General features: G+C 40.3%; 16 protein-coding genes. 4 read left to right on the top strand and 12 right to left on the bottom strand.

Annotated elements, in window-relative coordinates; all coding sequences use genetic code 11:
• The first annotated feature begins 113 nt into the window (after positions 1–113).
• The gene (locus FTU29_RS11615; protein ID WP_180010256.1) at positions 114–890 is read left to right on the top strand and encodes a class I SAM-dependent methyltransferase; all 777 of its coding nucleotides are present in this window, start codon (positions 114–116) and stop codon (positions 888–890) included.
• Positions 891–899: 9 nt separating this feature from the next.
• Complete coding sequence (locus tag FTU29_RS11610) at positions 900–1,478, top strand: hypothetical protein (protein ID WP_180084743.1); 579 nt, start codon at positions 900–902, stop codon at positions 1,476–1,478.
• A gap of 78 nt (positions 1,479–1,556) precedes the next feature.
• On the opposite strand, the gene FTU29_RS11605 is transcribed toward FTU29_RS11610, so the two are convergent.
• From FTU29_RS11605 to FTU29_RS11595, 3 genes are all read right to left on the bottom strand, one after another.
• Positions 1,557–1,967 (bottom strand): GFA family protein, encoded by a 411-nt coding sequence (locus FTU29_RS11605; protein ID WP_180084744.1) that lies wholly within the window; start codon positions 1,965–1,967, stop codon positions 1,557–1,559.
• Between the two features lie 73 nt (positions 1,968–2,040).
• The gene (locus tag FTU29_RS11600) at positions 2,041–3,246 is read right to left on the bottom strand and encodes a TIGR03862 family flavoprotein (protein ID WP_180084745.1); all 1,206 of its coding nucleotides are present in this window, start codon (positions 3,244–3,246) and stop codon (positions 2,041–2,043) included.
• 6 nt (positions 3,247–3,252) lie between these two features.
• Positions 3,253–3,903 (bottom strand): SAM-dependent methyltransferase, encoded by a 651-nt coding sequence (locus FTU29_RS11595; protein ID WP_180122047.1) that lies wholly within the window; start codon positions 3,901–3,903, stop codon positions 3,253–3,255.
• Positions 3,904–3,986: 83 nt separating this feature from the next.
• Between FTU29_RS11595 and FTU29_RS11590 the strand changes: the two genes are divergently transcribed.
• Positions 3,987–4,172, top strand: a complete 186-nt coding sequence (locus FTU29_RS11590) for a DNA gyrase inhibitor YacG (RefSeq protein ID WP_078189771.1) — start codon at positions 3,987–3,989, stop codon at positions 4,170–4,172.
• An 87-nt stretch (positions 4,173–4,259) separates the two neighbouring features.
• On the opposite strand, the gene FTU29_RS11585 is transcribed toward FTU29_RS11590, so the two are convergent.
• The 5 genes from FTU29_RS11585 to FTU29_RS11565 all read right to left on the bottom strand — a co-directional run bounded on the left by FTU29_RS11585 (position 4,260) and on the right by FTU29_RS11565 (position 8,697).
• On the bottom strand, positions 4,260–4,904 hold the full coding sequence (locus FTU29_RS11585; RefSeq protein ID WP_180101481.1) for an MBL fold metallo-hydrolase: 645 nt from the start codon (positions 4,902–4,904) through the stop codon (positions 4,260–4,262).
• Positions 4,905–4,916: 12 nt separating this feature from the next.
• Positions 4,917–5,939, bottom strand: coding sequence for a ferrochelatase (hemH, locus tag FTU29_RS11580; protein ID WP_180121963.1), 1,023 nt, complete (start codon positions 5,937–5,939; stop codon positions 4,917–4,919).
• Positions 5,940–6,004: 65 nt separating this feature from the next.
• Positions 6,005–7,033, bottom strand: coding sequence for a DUF4062 domain-containing protein (locus FTU29_RS11575; RefSeq protein ID WP_067764038.1), 1,029 nt, complete (start codon positions 7,031–7,033; stop codon positions 6,005–6,007).
• Positions 7,034–7,154: 121 nt separating this feature from the next.
• Positions 7,155–8,039: a glutamate racemase gene (gene murI / locus FTU29_RS11570; protein WP_180121961.1), complete on the bottom strand. Its 885-nt coding sequence runs from the start codon at positions 8,037–8,039 to the stop codon at positions 7,155–7,157.
• A 49-nt stretch (positions 8,040–8,088) separates the two neighbouring features.
• The gene (locus FTU29_RS11565) at positions 8,089–8,697 is read right to left on the bottom strand and encodes a DUF1285 domain-containing protein (protein ID WP_180121959.1); all 609 of its coding nucleotides are present in this window, start codon (positions 8,695–8,697) and stop codon (positions 8,089–8,091) included.
• A gap of 194 nt (positions 8,698–8,891) precedes the next feature.
• On the opposite strand from FTU29_RS11565, the gene FTU29_RS11560 reads away from it, so the two are divergent.
• Positions 8,892–10,604: an electron transfer flavoprotein-ubiquinone oxidoreductase gene (locus FTU29_RS11560; protein WP_180089040.1), complete on the top strand. Its 1,713-nt coding sequence runs from the start codon at positions 8,892–8,894 to the stop codon at positions 10,602–10,604.
• A 223-nt stretch (positions 10,605–10,827) separates the two neighbouring features.
• Here the strand turns inward: FTU29_RS11560 and FTU29_RS11555 are convergent, their stop codons facing one another.
• The 4 genes from FTU29_RS11555 to FTU29_RS11540 form a co-directional block, all read right to left on the bottom strand.
• Positions 10,828–11,211 carry a hypothetical protein gene (locus FTU29_RS11555; protein ID WP_180121957.1) on the bottom strand — a complete coding sequence of 128 codons (384 nt, stop codon included), beginning with the start codon at positions 11,209–11,211 and terminating at the stop codon, positions 10,828–10,830.
• A gap of 341 nt (positions 11,212–11,552) precedes the next feature.
• Entirely contained in the window at positions 11,553–12,032 is a 480-nt protein-coding gene (locus tag FTU29_RS11550; RefSeq protein ID WP_180121956.1) for a hypothetical protein, read from the bottom strand.
• Between the two features lie 128 nt (positions 12,033–12,160).
• Positions 12,161–12,952, bottom strand: coding sequence for a hypothetical protein (locus FTU29_RS11545; protein WP_067764051.1), 792 nt, complete (start codon positions 12,950–12,952; stop codon positions 12,161–12,163).
• Positions 12,953–14,883 (bottom strand): type VI secretion system Vgr family protein (locus tag FTU29_RS11540; protein WP_180121954.1); only part of this gene is annotated, 1,931 nt, incomplete at its 5' end. It lies immediately after the preceding gene.

Here is a 14,883-nt window from a genome sequence, read left to right as displayed (position 1 = left end):
GCTTTGCTCCAGTCCTTGTTGCGTCACGCTTTTCCTTCCTTGTTGCATTCAAAGTTTATCTTGTTCCGAATATGCTATTTTATAGAGGCCATACAGATTAAAAAGTGCAGAATATGACACATTCAATACATCCTGCCGCACAACAAGGCTTTAGCTCTGCAGCTGAACTCTATCAACAAGCCCGTCCTGACTACCCGATTGAAATCAGTGCGTGGCTACAACAACATTTAGCTTTAGCCCCTCAATCCCATCTGGCGGACTTAGGTGCAGGTACAGGCAAATTTCTCGAGTATATTCGCCCACTCAGTGAAAATATCACCGCGATCGAACCTGTGCATGAAATGCTGCAACAATTGCAGAAAAAACATCCGCATATTGCAACTTTAGCCGCCCAAAGTGATCAGATTCCACTGCATGATCATTCTGTAGCAGCGGTATTTTGTGCCCAATCATTTCATTGGTTTGCCACCCCCGAAACCCTCAATGAAATCAGTCGTATCTTAGTTCCCAATGGTGATCTTGTTTTGATTTGGAACCAGCGTGATATTCAAGTCAATTGGGTCAAACAACTCGCTGATGTCTTGAGTGAACTCGAAGGTGACACACCACGTTATCATAGTGGGCAATGGCAAAAAGTGTTTGAACAGCAGCAAACATTTAAATTAATTGCCGAAACGACCTTTCAACAATTGCATCATGGTACAGTGGAACACGTGGTTTCCAAACGATTATTGTCCACCAGTTTTATTGCAGCGTTAAGCACGGATGAACAACAAAAACTGAAACAACAATTTGAAAATATCGTGGCTGAATCAACCCAAAAGACTGCACAGGATTTCATTGATTTCCCCTATATCACGCATGTCTATATCTTTAGAAAAACACATTAGGACACGATTATGCTCTTGCCAATCTCTTTAAAAAAACTCAGTGTCATCTTCCTCATGGGTACAGTCTTAGGACTCACTGCATGTGAAAAATCATCAAAAACGGTGGAACAAAATAGTGAAATCAGTTCCGACGATCAAATCATGAAAGAGCTAAATAGTGATCCTATTAAAAACTTTGCCAAGACCCCAGATGATCTACACGACTTAACGCTACTGACGCAATATGACGAGAGCTTTAGTCAAATTAGCGATGAGATGGAAGATGAGCTGATGAAACTGCGTGAGGAAGGCAAACTCACTGATGAATTTGCTACACAGCGTAAGCGTGACAACATCCAGTCAGCACTGAATATGCTCAAAGAACTCGAAATGAAAACTGAGCAAGGCCGTTACATTCAAGGCTTGATGTATCAGTACTGGGACAATCAATCACAAATTTATCGTGAGAAAAATCAAACAGCCGATGGTGAGTTAAAAAATCCTAGTGATAGTGTCAAAGGTCTCGGTCAGTTTATTCATGCACAAGAACAATTAGGTCATTGGCAGGAACAATATCCCGAGCTTAAACATCCTGCTCAAGCTCAATAAATTAAAAGTCGAAAAATGACTTAAACAAAAAGGGTTCCACGTGAACCCTTTTTTATTTAGAAATACAACGCAAAAAAATTAAGGATGCTCTGCATATTGCGGTAAATCATCATGAATGCTTTCCCATTCTGCTTTCGAGCTGACAAATATATGGCAGACTGGTACTTGCTGTATGGGTGTATCCAGTGTTCCTATACGTAAGCGATAGTAATCCGGGGTATCGGTTTTAATACTCATAATTGGTGAACCACATTCCCCACAAAAACAACGCTGTGTGGTTGGTGAAGATTTAAACTTTTTCAATACCTGTTCACCCGACACAATTTTGAAATCTGCTTTGGCTATTGGAGCATTGGTCGCAAATGCCGTGCCATTGGCTTTTCTGCACCGAGAACAATGACATTGCACGATCTCACCAATCGGACCATTGATCTCATAACAAACCGCTCCACACAAGCAGCTTCCGGTATATTGTTCTTGTACGCGCATAGTGGTCTTTCTTAGAAGAATTTCATCTCAAAATATCACAACTCCTCAGCAAGATTGTGACAATTTGAAGCGCTTAGCTCTGCAAAGAAACCAGATAGTTTTGAACCCCTTCACCCGCTGCTCGACCGGTTGCAAGGCATGCTGTTAGCAAATAGCCTCCTGTAGGCGCATCCCAATCCAACATTTCTCCGCAGACAAATACTGCAGGATTGCTCTTCAATTGTAAGCCATCATTTAGGACTGAACGCTTCACACCGCCCGCGCAGCTAATCGCCTCATCTATCGGGCGAAATCCATCAAGTTGAATATCTAAGTGTTTAATTTTCGCAGCAAGTAAGGCAGGTTCATGCCACAAAGATTTATCCACCAGTTCACGGACCAGTGCAGCTTTCGCCACATCTAAACCGGCTTTACGCCAAACATTGGTTAAAGATTGCTTTTTCGAAGGCTGTAGTTTCTTTGCCAATTGCTCAACACTTTGATCTGGCAATAAGTCCAAAGTCAGCTGCATGGGCTGAGCAGATTTCACCTGTTGACGCAACGCACGACCTTGTTTGTAGATCAATCCACTTTCCAGTCCATAGTGTGAAATGATGATATCGCCTTGGGTCGGCTCGGCTTGCTCGACCCATGCATTGACTCGCTTTAAAGGCTGTCCAAACACAGGCTGCATGAACTTCGACCAAACGCGTTCCACGCCTGCATTACTGGCCTGAAAAGCTTCAATGCTCTCAGGCTGTAGCCATTTTTGCCATGCGCCATCACTGCCTAAACGTGACCAAGACACAGCCCCACACGCCATAATAATCGCATCAAAGCCAAGCGCTTGATTTGATCCATCAACAAGGTTTTGAATTGTCAGCTGATTGGACTGTAAGTCCAAAACTTGATGTCGATAATAAAACTGTACCCCGTCTAGACTAAGACGTTTTAACCATGAACGCAGTAAAGGCGCAGCTTTCATTTCAATAGGAAAGACCCGACCCGATGAACCAATATAGGTTTCAATGCCCAACCCCTTCATCCATTGTTGAATCCATGCTGCATCCCACTGCTTAACCCATGGACTCAGCCATTCCACTTGATCATAGCGCTGCACAAATTGTTCAACGGGTTCTGCATGCGAAATATTCAGCCCCGTCTTGCCCGCCATTAAAAATTTACGGGCTGCCGATGGTTTTTGCTCATAAACATGAATGTCATAGTCAAATTGGCTAAGCACTTCCGCAGCCATCAATCCCGCAGGCCCTGCCCCAATGATTGCAATACGCTGAGTCATGCCCAATTATTCCGCAGATGCTTCGGTGGGTTGCTTACCTTGTAGCGGCTGAAAATCATCAAAACGTGTGGTGTAATCTACAGGCTTGGTAATGATTAGCTGCTGACAGAGTTCACCGCGTTCTAGATATTTAATTTCAAAATGCGTGCGTGCTGAAGTCTCTGCAATGCGTTCTTTGACAAAAGGTAGCTTCCAAACATCGATTAACTGCTGCTGTGCTTCCTCAATATATTCAGGAATATTACTCGCCAAGGTAATCTGACCACCCTGCTGCAAACGCGACAATAGAAATTCAAAAAATGGCATATTTAACCAGCGCTGTGCAGGATTATGCGGTTCAGGGTTTGGATACAAAATAAAGAATTGCTGTACTTGCGCAGGATGTAAGGCATGTACTACCCAAGGTAATGCATCAGCATGAATTGGAGTTAAATTGCTTTGCCCTTCAAGTTGATGCTGCTTTTGCATTGCCACAAATTTTTCACGTGTCCGCTCAACAGCAATCAATTGAAATTCAGGGTGATTGGCTGAAAATAATAATGCATGTTTACCTTTACCAGCCCCAATTTCCACACAAATCGGTGTGGAATCAATCGGCTGAAAATCACGGGGAGCTCGCATACGCTGCGCTTGAAATTGACGAATAGGCATAAACAGATCAAACTAAACAGAACGGCATAAGTCTAACAACTGCGACTGTATTTGCCTAATTGAATCATCCGTTTTTGCTGGAGTTAAGCATGCCCACCACCATGAATTGTCCACGCTGCGGCGCATTGACGACTTGGGAAAATAATGAATATCGCCCGTTTTGCTCAGATCGTTGTAAATTGATTGATCTCGGTGCATGGGCCAATGATGAATATCGTCTGCCGACACAAGATGCACCTCAGGCTGATGGCGGCCGTGAAGAAGATCAGTTCTAAATACGTTTAGCTCAGATTTAAATATAAAAAAAGGTCTAACCTAGTAGACCTTTTTTTATTTTAACGAATCCAGTTAAAGCATATTGCTTAACCGGCTTTACCCGCAACAAAAGGATTGTGCTGCTTTTCATAACCAATGGTACTCATTGGACCATGCCCTGAAATAAACTGGGTGTCATCTGGCAAGCTAAAACATTCACGCTGAATGGAGTCGAGTAATTGTTGATGGTTACCACGTGGAAAATCTGTCCGGCCTATCGAGCCTTTAAATAACACATCACCCGTCCAAAGCACGGCATATTTTGCGTTATAGAACATGACATGACCCGGTGTATGCCCCGGTGCAAAACGTACTTCAAACTCTTCTTCACCCAGTTTCAGTGTTTCGCCACCTTCTAACCACTGAGTCACATTGACATTTTCAGGGATCGGGAAACCGTATTTCGCAGAAACTTCCTGAATCATGTCCAACCAAAAAGCATCCTCTTTGTGTGGGCCAATCACCGGAACATTCCACGCTTGGGTTAATGCCCCAACCGCACCTGCATGATCTAAATGCCCATGCGTCAGCCACAATGCTTTTACCGTTAAACCAAGCGCTTCAACTTCAGCTTTTAATTTTTCCGGCTCTCCCCCTGCATCAATCAAGACCGCTTCTTTCGACTCAGAGTCCCAAACAATTGAACAGTTTTGTTGAAATGCCGTGACGGGCACGATTTTAACTTGCAACATAGGGCGATAACCTCAAGGCGATGAATGGGCTAATGTTTGCTTTAAGGCATCAAGATTAGCTTGAAGTAATAAATTGAGCAATGCGACATGATCATCCCGCGCGTTTAAAGCGGGAATATAGCCATATTCACCACCGCCTGCAGCTTGGAAAGTTTCAGCATTTTGCAGCGCCAACTCTTCTAGCGTTTCCAAACAATCCGCTGAAAATGCAGGGCTCATAACCTGTACCGATTTCACGCCTTGTTTGCCCCACGCTTCCAAAGTGGCATCGGTATAAGGTTTCACCCATTCTTGCTTACCAAAGCGCGATTGGAAACTAATCTCATACTGTTCAGCAGTTAAACCCAAGGCTTTTGCAACCAAATGACCCGTCACACGGCAACGATCTGCATAGGGATCACCTTTATCAGCATAAGGCTGTGGAATGCCATGAAAAGACATCAGCAACTTATCCGCGACCCCATGCTCCGCTTGATAATCACGCACACTTTGCGCTAAAGCTTGAATAAATAGCGGGTGCTGATAGTAGTCACGAATAATGCTCAAACCCGGCAAATTACGCTGCTGTGGAATCCATTTAGCAATGGCATCGTATAAAGGTGCCGTAGATGTTGCTGAATACTGTGGAAACAACGGAAATAATAGAATGTGGTCTTGAGGCTGCTCAGCCAATTGCGCTAAAGCGGTAGAAATCCCTGGATTACCATAAGTCATGGCCGGAATCACATTCAGTTCAAATTCTGGATATTTTGCTGTGAGATGCTGTTTTACTGCGGCAACTTGCTCAAATAAAATTTCACGCATGGGCGAATCATTACCCCAAACCATGTCATAAGCATATGCAACACGTTTAGGGCGAAATGGCAAAATAAACAAACGTAGAATGATTTGCCAAATTGGTTTCGGGATTTCAATCACCCGCTGATCTGACAAAAACTGTTGCAGAAAACGACGCACTGCGGGCACAGTTGGCGCATCAGGCGTACCTAGATTCGCGAGAATAATGGTGACTTTAGCTTTTTCGGCAGGCAACATTACGCTTTTTCCATCAATTTGAATGACGCTAATGTAACAGCTTTTTATCCATTTAATAAAATAGATTAATATGCAGATTTAAATTGAAAAACTCGATCATTATCAAGCAAATTACTTTCTAACAATTTTTGACCTTTACTGGTCACTTGCCACAACATCCGCTGACGATCATCTCGGCCATTGGGTACAATCCAGTCATTCTGCCGCATCTGGCTTTTAATGCTGTGTAAAGCACGAATATTCACTTGTGCCCGCGCAACCGCATGAGCACGTGGCATCTCAATACGTGCATCATCCAGACCTGTTTCATTCAAAAACTCATTCATTCGTTTAGAGAAGAATTCTTCAGGGGTTGGATTAACAAAGGTTGCGCCTAAAATCGACAAGAGCTGCGCCCACGTCATTTTCTTCTGTACTTTTAATTCTTTGAAATTACCATCTTGATAAGCGTGCATGCGGTATTCAAATGAAAATAGTTCATGCATCGACACTTTTGGTAAAGATAAGAACGGATCAACTTCGCGTTTTCCAGACTCTGTTTCGAGTTGAACTAACTGGGCTTTTAAACGATCAATTTCATCATGTAAAGCTTGAGTATTCTGTGGACGCACCCAACCTGTAACAGGATAGCGTTCTAGCATTTGTGGCATGTTCAATCGAACTGCCATTTCTAAATCACGCAAACTACGATAGGTAAAAACTTGATCGACTTCATTTTGTAATAGTTTTCTAAATTCTTTAAATTTTTCACGAAGTTCAGGTTTAGCATCATGTAAGGCATCATCACGTGAATCTGGATCATCATGCATAAACACAATGACAGGTTTTTGCTTGGTCACCGCATAGATGTATTCAAGATGCATATAGCCCACACCAGACACAGACTGCTCACCGTATTGACTACCCAATAAAATCATCACATAGTCACAATCGTCAATTTGACGACGTGCAAAAGCAGTGCTCAATGGTGTGCGTTGTTCTAGCCCCCATGAGAAAAACCCCATTCCCACAAGCGTCTGAGCCAAAATAATCCGTTCTGGCTGCATTTCGCTACCAGATGTGGAAATGAATACTTGATAACGCTTATCGAGCATTAGTGATCCTCTCCCGCTGCATAACGCACTCAGCATCGAATTGATCTTAGCTGGAAAATGCGACATGACTACCCCAATATAAAACTAATTTTTTCATTTAACGTTGTCCAAAATGACTGATTTAGTCTTCTGAACTTATAAGTCCGATGTTGGCAATGTTCCAAGAAATATCATCTTGAATCAGGCGCGCCACAACCGGTTTTAAATTTTCCGCATTATTGCCACTGACATAGCACTCTATACGCAAACAATTTTCTCTTTTCTGATCAAATAATAACTCATTTTTAATCAAAATTCGGGCTGTTTGTCGTGCAACTGCAAAACCTGAGTCAATTAATGTCAGCTTCTGACCAAAAATATACTGAATTGCCGATTTTAGGAAGGGGTAATGTGTACATCCAAGCACTAAAAAATCTGCACCTTGATTTACAACTGGCTGTAAAACATCAGTTAATGTGTTAAGACAAGCCTCACTCATCTGCGCACCTGCTTCTACAAAGGGTACTAATTCCAAACTGGTAACAGTCAGAACATTGACCCCTGCCGGCTCAGCAAAACGATGCATCACATCTTTAATCAACTTTCCACGAAATGTCGCAGGTGTTGCAAGAACAGCCACTGTTTTACTTTTTGTTTGCAGAACGGCAGGCTTTAACGCAGGAACTAAACCAATAATGGGGAAGTTCTCCCCATAATGTTCACGCAAATAATCTAAACTAAATGCCGATGCCGTATTGCATGCCACTACCGCGACTTTACACCCCTGACGGTATAACCACTCTATGGCATGTGCAGTCAATTCACGGATATCCTGATCTTGACGCGGGCCATAGGGTACATGTGCAGTATCGGCATAATACACAATGCGTTCATTCGGTAAATAACGTGCAATTTCCAACGCAACAGATAAACCACCAATACCTGAGTCAAATACCCCAATAGGCGCATCAGCAGTCGCTTTTGGCATGGGTACATTTAAGGGGTAAATGGGATGAATGGCGGTCATAGGGTCACTTTAATTTAGATTCAGAATGACAAGGTGGAAAGCTTAAACCTCAGGTGCCTAATTGCAAGTGCAAATCACCACTTTGTAACACTAAAATGGACTCCCCTTGCTCATTTTCAAGCAGCTCACCCATCTCGACTAAATGAAAAAAAGCTGCACGTTGAATTAAGGCATTTATACCAAAACGAACATGCACATAAGGACGTAGTTCACCCTGATATTCACGCATAAAAATAGGATGTTCATCATCCACAACAATCACGTCTTGTGTTGTGGTCGTAAACTGGATATAGCGCTTGTTTTCTAGCTCAAGCGTATCGACTTGATTAACAAATAAAGGCTCATCTTCCACCTGTATTTCAATTTGTTCCACAGGGGTTTTTAAATAGAATTTCCCATCTTCTTTCCAAAGCACGGTTGAGAACAGATCAATGAGTGCTTGCCGCTTGATCAATTGACCATCGTGCCACCATTCTCCATTGGCTAAAACCTTCAAATCCATTGCACCACAATGCTTTGGATGCCATTGATCTAATGGAGGGATTGACCTTTTGTGACCGGTCTGTCCATCTTTTAAGTATTGTGCAATGTTCATTAAATTTCTATCATCCCTATTAATGAATTTTTTCGTCGGGTTTTCGTTCAATTGCTGCTTCATCCGCCTAATAAATACCTTAGTGACGGAAAAATAATATGATTCAGCCAATTGGCTAGAACTCGGTTTAAAACTATACTAGCCCACAATATCAAAGACACGATAGAAAAATTGTGTCTGGGCATTAAGAACACTCATGGCAGCACCATTTAAATGAATTGAATGGATGCCACCTTCCGAAATATGAGGAGTCCTACATGGAACACATCGAACGTGAATCGATGGAGTTTGACGTAGTTATCGTCGGTGCAGGTCCTGCCGGCCTATCTGCTGCGATTAAAATTCGTCAACTTGCAATTGAAAATAACCTAAACGATCTGTCCGTTTGTGTCGTGGAAAAGGGCTCCGAAGTTGGTGCGCACATTCTATCCGGTGCTGTGCTAGAACCTCGCGCAATGAATGAATTGTTCCCAGACTGGAAAGAACAAGGTGCACCGTTAAATGTGCCTGTCACTGAAGACAAAACCTATTTCTTATTGTCTGATGAAAAATCACAAGAAGCACCGCATTGGATGGTGCCTAAAACCATGCATAACGATGGCAACTATGTTATTTCGTTAGGTAACGTGGTTCGCTGGTTAGGTGCTAAAGCTGAAGAATTAGAAGTGTCTATTTTCCCAGGCTTTGCAGCATCTGAAATTCTTTACCATGAAGACGGGACTGTGAAAGGTATTCAGACTGGCGACATGGGTATTGGTAAAGATGGCGAACCAACGCACAACTTTACCCCTGGCTATGAACTGCATGCGAAATACACATTATTTGCTGAAGGCTGTCGTGGTCATTTGGGTAAACGTCTGATTGCTCAGTTCAATTTAGATAAAGATGCTGATCCGCAACATTACGGTATTGGTATTAAAGAACTTTGGGAAATCGATCCTGCTAAACACAAACCAGGTTTGGTGATGCACGGTGCAGGTTGGCCTTTAAGTGAAACAGGTTCTTCAGGCGGTTGGTGGTTATACCACGCTGAAAACAACCAAGTGACTTTGGGTATGATCGTTGACTTGTCATACACCAATCCACACATGTATCCATTTATGGAAATGCAGCGTTGGAAAACACATCCACTGATCAAGCAATATCTTGAAGGTGGTAAACGTATTTCTTACGGTGCACGTGCGGTTGTAAAAGGTGGTTTCAACTCACTACCTAAATTCACTTTCCCAGGTGGTAGCTTAATTGGTGATGACGCAGGTTTCCTAAACTTTGCAAAAATCAAAGGCTCTCATACAGCAATGAAATCAGGCATGCTGTGCGGTGAAGCTGTATTTGAAGCGATTGCTGCGGGTGTGGAAAAAGGTGGTGACCTTGCCATTGCACGTGTGACTGAAGGGGAAGACTTCTTCGCTAAAGAGTTAACTGCGTATACTGACAAGTTTAACAACAGTTGGTTGAAAGAAGAGTTATATAACTCTCGTAACTTTGGCCCTGCTATGCATAAGTTTGGTCAATGGATGGGTGGTGCGTTCAACTTTGTTGATCAAAACATCTTTAAAGTGCCGTTCACGCTGCATGACTTACAGCCCGACTTCAGCGCTTTAAAAACTGTCGATGCTGCGAACTTCAAACCGAATTATCCAAAACCAGATGGTAAAATTACATTTGACCGTTTGTCTTCAGTATTCGTATCAAATACGGTACATGAAGAGAACCAACCTGCTCACTTGAAATTGACAGATGCTTCTATTCCTGTAAATGTGAACTTACCAAAATGGGATGAGCCTGCTCAGCGCTACTGCCCTGCTGGCGTTTATGAAATTATGGAAGAAAATGACGGTTCTAAGCGTTTCCAAATTAACGCAGCAAACTGTGTACACTGTAAAACGTGTGACATCAAAGATCCGTCTCAAAACATTACTTGGGTAACACCTGAGGGTGGCGGTGGTCCTAATTATCCTAATATGTAATCTCTTTTGAGATTGAAATAAACCCGCTTAATGCGGGTTTATTTTTTAATATACAATCACACTCTTTAAATAAATATTATTACAAAAAAACTAATTCCTATAAAAACTGAATTTCATAATTAGTTTATTTTAAATAATTATCAATGTGTCATTTTATATCCATTAGATTTAGATATTTTATAAATAATTAAAAGAAATAATTTCACTAAGCCTAAATAAAAATTTAAATTTCATCTATGTAGTAATATATTCTTTTAGATCCTTCAATTTTATAATAATTAATTTTAATTTCTCTAGAACTTTCCATATTACAAAGCTTACTTACAACTTCATCTCCTCCACCGTACATTGTAACTTCCTTATTTTCAATCAGAAAGTTAAACGATGTAGGCTCTTCATGATTTCGATGAATTTTTTCCAACTTATATTTTAAGGTTAGATCTTTTATTTTAGAAAAATCAGTACTATTAAATGGAAAAATCCCCCTATTACAACCCCCTAAAAAAATCGCTTGTTTATTTTTCTCGTATAAATATGCTATTTTTTCGTCATCAGCATATACATGCGAGCTAATGAGCATCATAAAAACTAATATATTCTTCTTCATTTTAATGGCCTACTCTCTCTAATTTGAGTAACCCTATATTGATCATACTGAACAGCATCACTTTGAAAATATGCATTATCAGGATGATGAGATAATCATTTTTTAGCCATCACATTATAATTTATTCCGACCTAAAATACTGTAGCTCAATCAAATACTACATCTATATTTAAGTATTATTTTTTTAAAACAAGTAATTTAATTTCACCAAAAATTTAAAATGATAGCTTTAAACCCAATATCTTTATTTAATAAACTTATAAGTCTATAAAATATTGAGTTTGCTTGAGACAACAAACCCGCTTAGGCGGGTTAATTTTAAATTATTATAAAAAAATCAACTACCTTCTTATTTCAAACGCTTGAAAGTTATTAGGATGCTTCTGTTTTCTATATTGTTCAGATTTTACAATAAATATAACATCAAACAATCCCTCATAAGAATATATATACCTATAATTACTTAATCTTGAGTCAAAATCAATTTTCTTAAAATTTAAAGAACTATTATTTTCAAAAAAATTGTCATTAAAATTTGGGATAAATTTAGTATAAAATACATTTTTACTATGTAATTTAATAACACTCCATTCAGAATCACCAACACTTTTAATTAAATTAACTTGCAAGTCTGGAAAGTTCGGGATATTAAAATATACTCCTTGCTCCTTCTTAAAGTTATTATTTTTGTGGGCTAAAATTTCTAACTTACCAAGCATTAAATCTGATTTATTAAAATCTCCATTTTTTACACAAAAAATAATTCTTTCAATTAATAATTGGTAATTAATATTATTTTTTGAAATAAATTCATTATTCATATTCAATCCATTTATCGACTTATCATTAACACTATTATTTGCATAACAGCCGAAAAAACTAGTACTTACCCATACGATTACTAGTAAAAAAATACGCATTCCATATCCCTTACAAGTATGATTTGAAATTAATTTTCGTAATAGCCATTCTCAAACAAAGGATCAAGTTGACCATTTTCCAACTTCCACGATGATACACTGAAATCATGCTCACCATCAGCATCAAATAAATCGACACCTTTACCATCCTCGGGATATTCAGGATAAATGTAAGCATTATCTCCATATTTTTTATAAAATTGACTACACCACATATATGGATTTACCACCCTAAAAGGGGGAATTTTTCCATCAATTTCAATGTATCCTTTTCCATTTGGCAAGTCATCAATGACATCATCTAAAATATCTTCTGCTTCTTCAGCACAGGTATCATTCAAAATTACATTATAAGGTTTTCCTTTAAGCACTGCCGCTTCAACTTTTGCTACTTTTTGTTTAATTTTATGAAATTTTTTTTCCGTGATATTTATTTTAAATATTTGAACAACTTCATAAATTAAATAAGAAGTTGTACTTGGCCTTTTATTTACGTATCCATTTGCATAAATTTTTTCATTTCCGTCTATCTCTTCTTCACCTTTTTTATATTCTATATCTCCCAACTCTTCTGTTGGGCCAAAACTAAAAAAGGCCTCCACAACATTATTTTTGGTTATGTAAAAGAAAGCATGGCCATAATCACTACCCTCCCCTTGCAAAATTTGAACTTTTTCAACTTTATTTTTTAAAATACCTACTTTGCGTTCAACAAAAGCTGTTTCTGCTAAATTTGCTTCAAATCCAACCAACAAAGAATAATTATCAATTTTAATTTCAGTTTCAGGCTTTCCTTCTTGTGTATCAACCATTTGACTCATTTAATTATTATCCTTTAAAAAATCTTCAGCATCTTGACCAACCAAAATTCTTAATTTTTCCTTCTGCTGAGTAAAAATACGTTTTGTCATTGCGTTAATGTCACTTATTCCAGCCAAGTATTCTCCATTTGGTTTTACAATCACATATTTTTCATTTGGCATTATTTTTTGAGTATGATCTATGACCTTAATTTGTTGACTGAAGCTTTTCAGTTCATTTGGCAAGGTTGTGATTGGAACATTTACTTGTTGAGGCCCCACAAACTTATGCTGCCCTGCCTTCACCTCAAACTTACCGCTAGTAGTAGGCAATACACCCGCACTACTAATTTCAATCTGACTACCACCAGCAACTAAAACAATTTTTTTGCTTGCTTTGATTTCAACTTTATCTTCCGTGGAAATAATTTGAATACCTTTTCGTGCAATCAGATCCGCCCCATCTCCTTGGGCTTGGATTTCAACTTTGCCTTTGCCTGCATACGCGCGTAAACCTTCTTGTGCTGCAAATAGACTGATCTTGCTTTGTGCATGGGCAATCAAGGATTTTTGACTGCTGATATTGATGCTATCGCCTGCACTTTGGCTGATCTGTCCATCTGCTGAAAGATGAATATCCTCCTGACTACTCACAGCAATGGAGTTTGGTGCAGATAAAATCATTAAGGCTTGTTTAAAGGCATCGGCTTTTTCTTTACTGCCTTTTTCGATTTGGCCAAGGAAGTTTTTCAGATTATCTAAGACTTCAAGCGGGTCAGTTTGCTGGTTTTTCGCCACTTCACTTAAGGCTTTACTGCTGTGTAAGTTGGCTTCGATTTGTTCTTTCGCCGCTTGTGCGTCGAGGTGCATTGCTGCTGCTTGTTGTTGTGGGTGTGTGCTGACAAGGAGCCCCTGTCCTGCACGTACTGCGCCCCACTGGTCGGTTCTCAGTTCAAAGCCTTCGCCTCTTCCCTCACTTTCTGCGGTTTCTTTGGGATGACTGAGGTTACCGAGGTTGAGCTGAGTGGCACCATAGGTGCTTTGTAATTGTGTCGAGATTTGTCCAGTCGTGTCATCAAAGCGCAGTTGTCCAAAACCTTCACCTTGGACTTCCTTACTTTTTATTCCAGCCAATTTTTTGGTGTCAGGTAGTTTGCCTTTACTATCAAATTGGGTTGGACTGCGCTGTGCTTCATGTATGCGCCCCACCACAAATGGTCGGTCGATATTGCCGTCAAAGAAATCAATGACCACGATTTCATTAATACGTGGTAAGAAACGTGCACCATAGCCTTCACCGGCCCATGGGGTAAGCACATCTACCCATGCAGAATCCGTATCATTGTCATTACTACCTGCACCGCCATCATGGCTGTGGTCATCTCCACGGGTAAATAAAAAGCGGACTTTGATACGCCCCCATTCATCGACATGTATTTCTTCACCACTTGGCCCGACAACTTTAGCCCGTTGCGGATGGGTGCTTGGACGGTGTTCGAGTGGGTTATATTCAGGAACCGTCGCAATATTGCGGCGTTGTAATGTGAGCTGATTGGCCTGACGCTCGGCCTGTTCATGGATGGGTTTAATCTTCCACTGACTTTGTTCAATCAGTTGATTGACCTGTTCAGTGAGATCTTTGGGTAAGTTATTTTGGTTATAGAATTTCTTTTCTGTGATTAAAAATTGTTTGTCTGCACCACTGTGTTGATCGATTTCTGGGTGTTCATTCAATTCAAACCAATAACCGACTTGTGTATCACGCACGGTCGATTGTGCATTGAATTTTTTCGATTGTAGCTCGTGGTAGCGCGTAAGGTTTTGCTTCAATTTTTCAATTTGGCTGTTGGATGAAGCAGTGGCTTGATCTTCACCTTTTAAATCTTGCATCCATGCAGGGCTGACATGCCATGCTTGTTCTAGACTTAAGCTGGCATTGTCTTGGCTTTGGC

Source organism: Acinetobacter sp. YH12086, from assembly GCF_013419345.1.
Taxonomy (GTDB): Bacteria; Pseudomonadota; Gammaproteobacteria; order Pseudomonadales; family Moraxellaceae; genus Acinetobacter; species Acinetobacter amyesii.
Note: the sequence above shows the minus strand (reverse complement) of the source record. Positions and strands in the feature narration are given on the sequence as shown.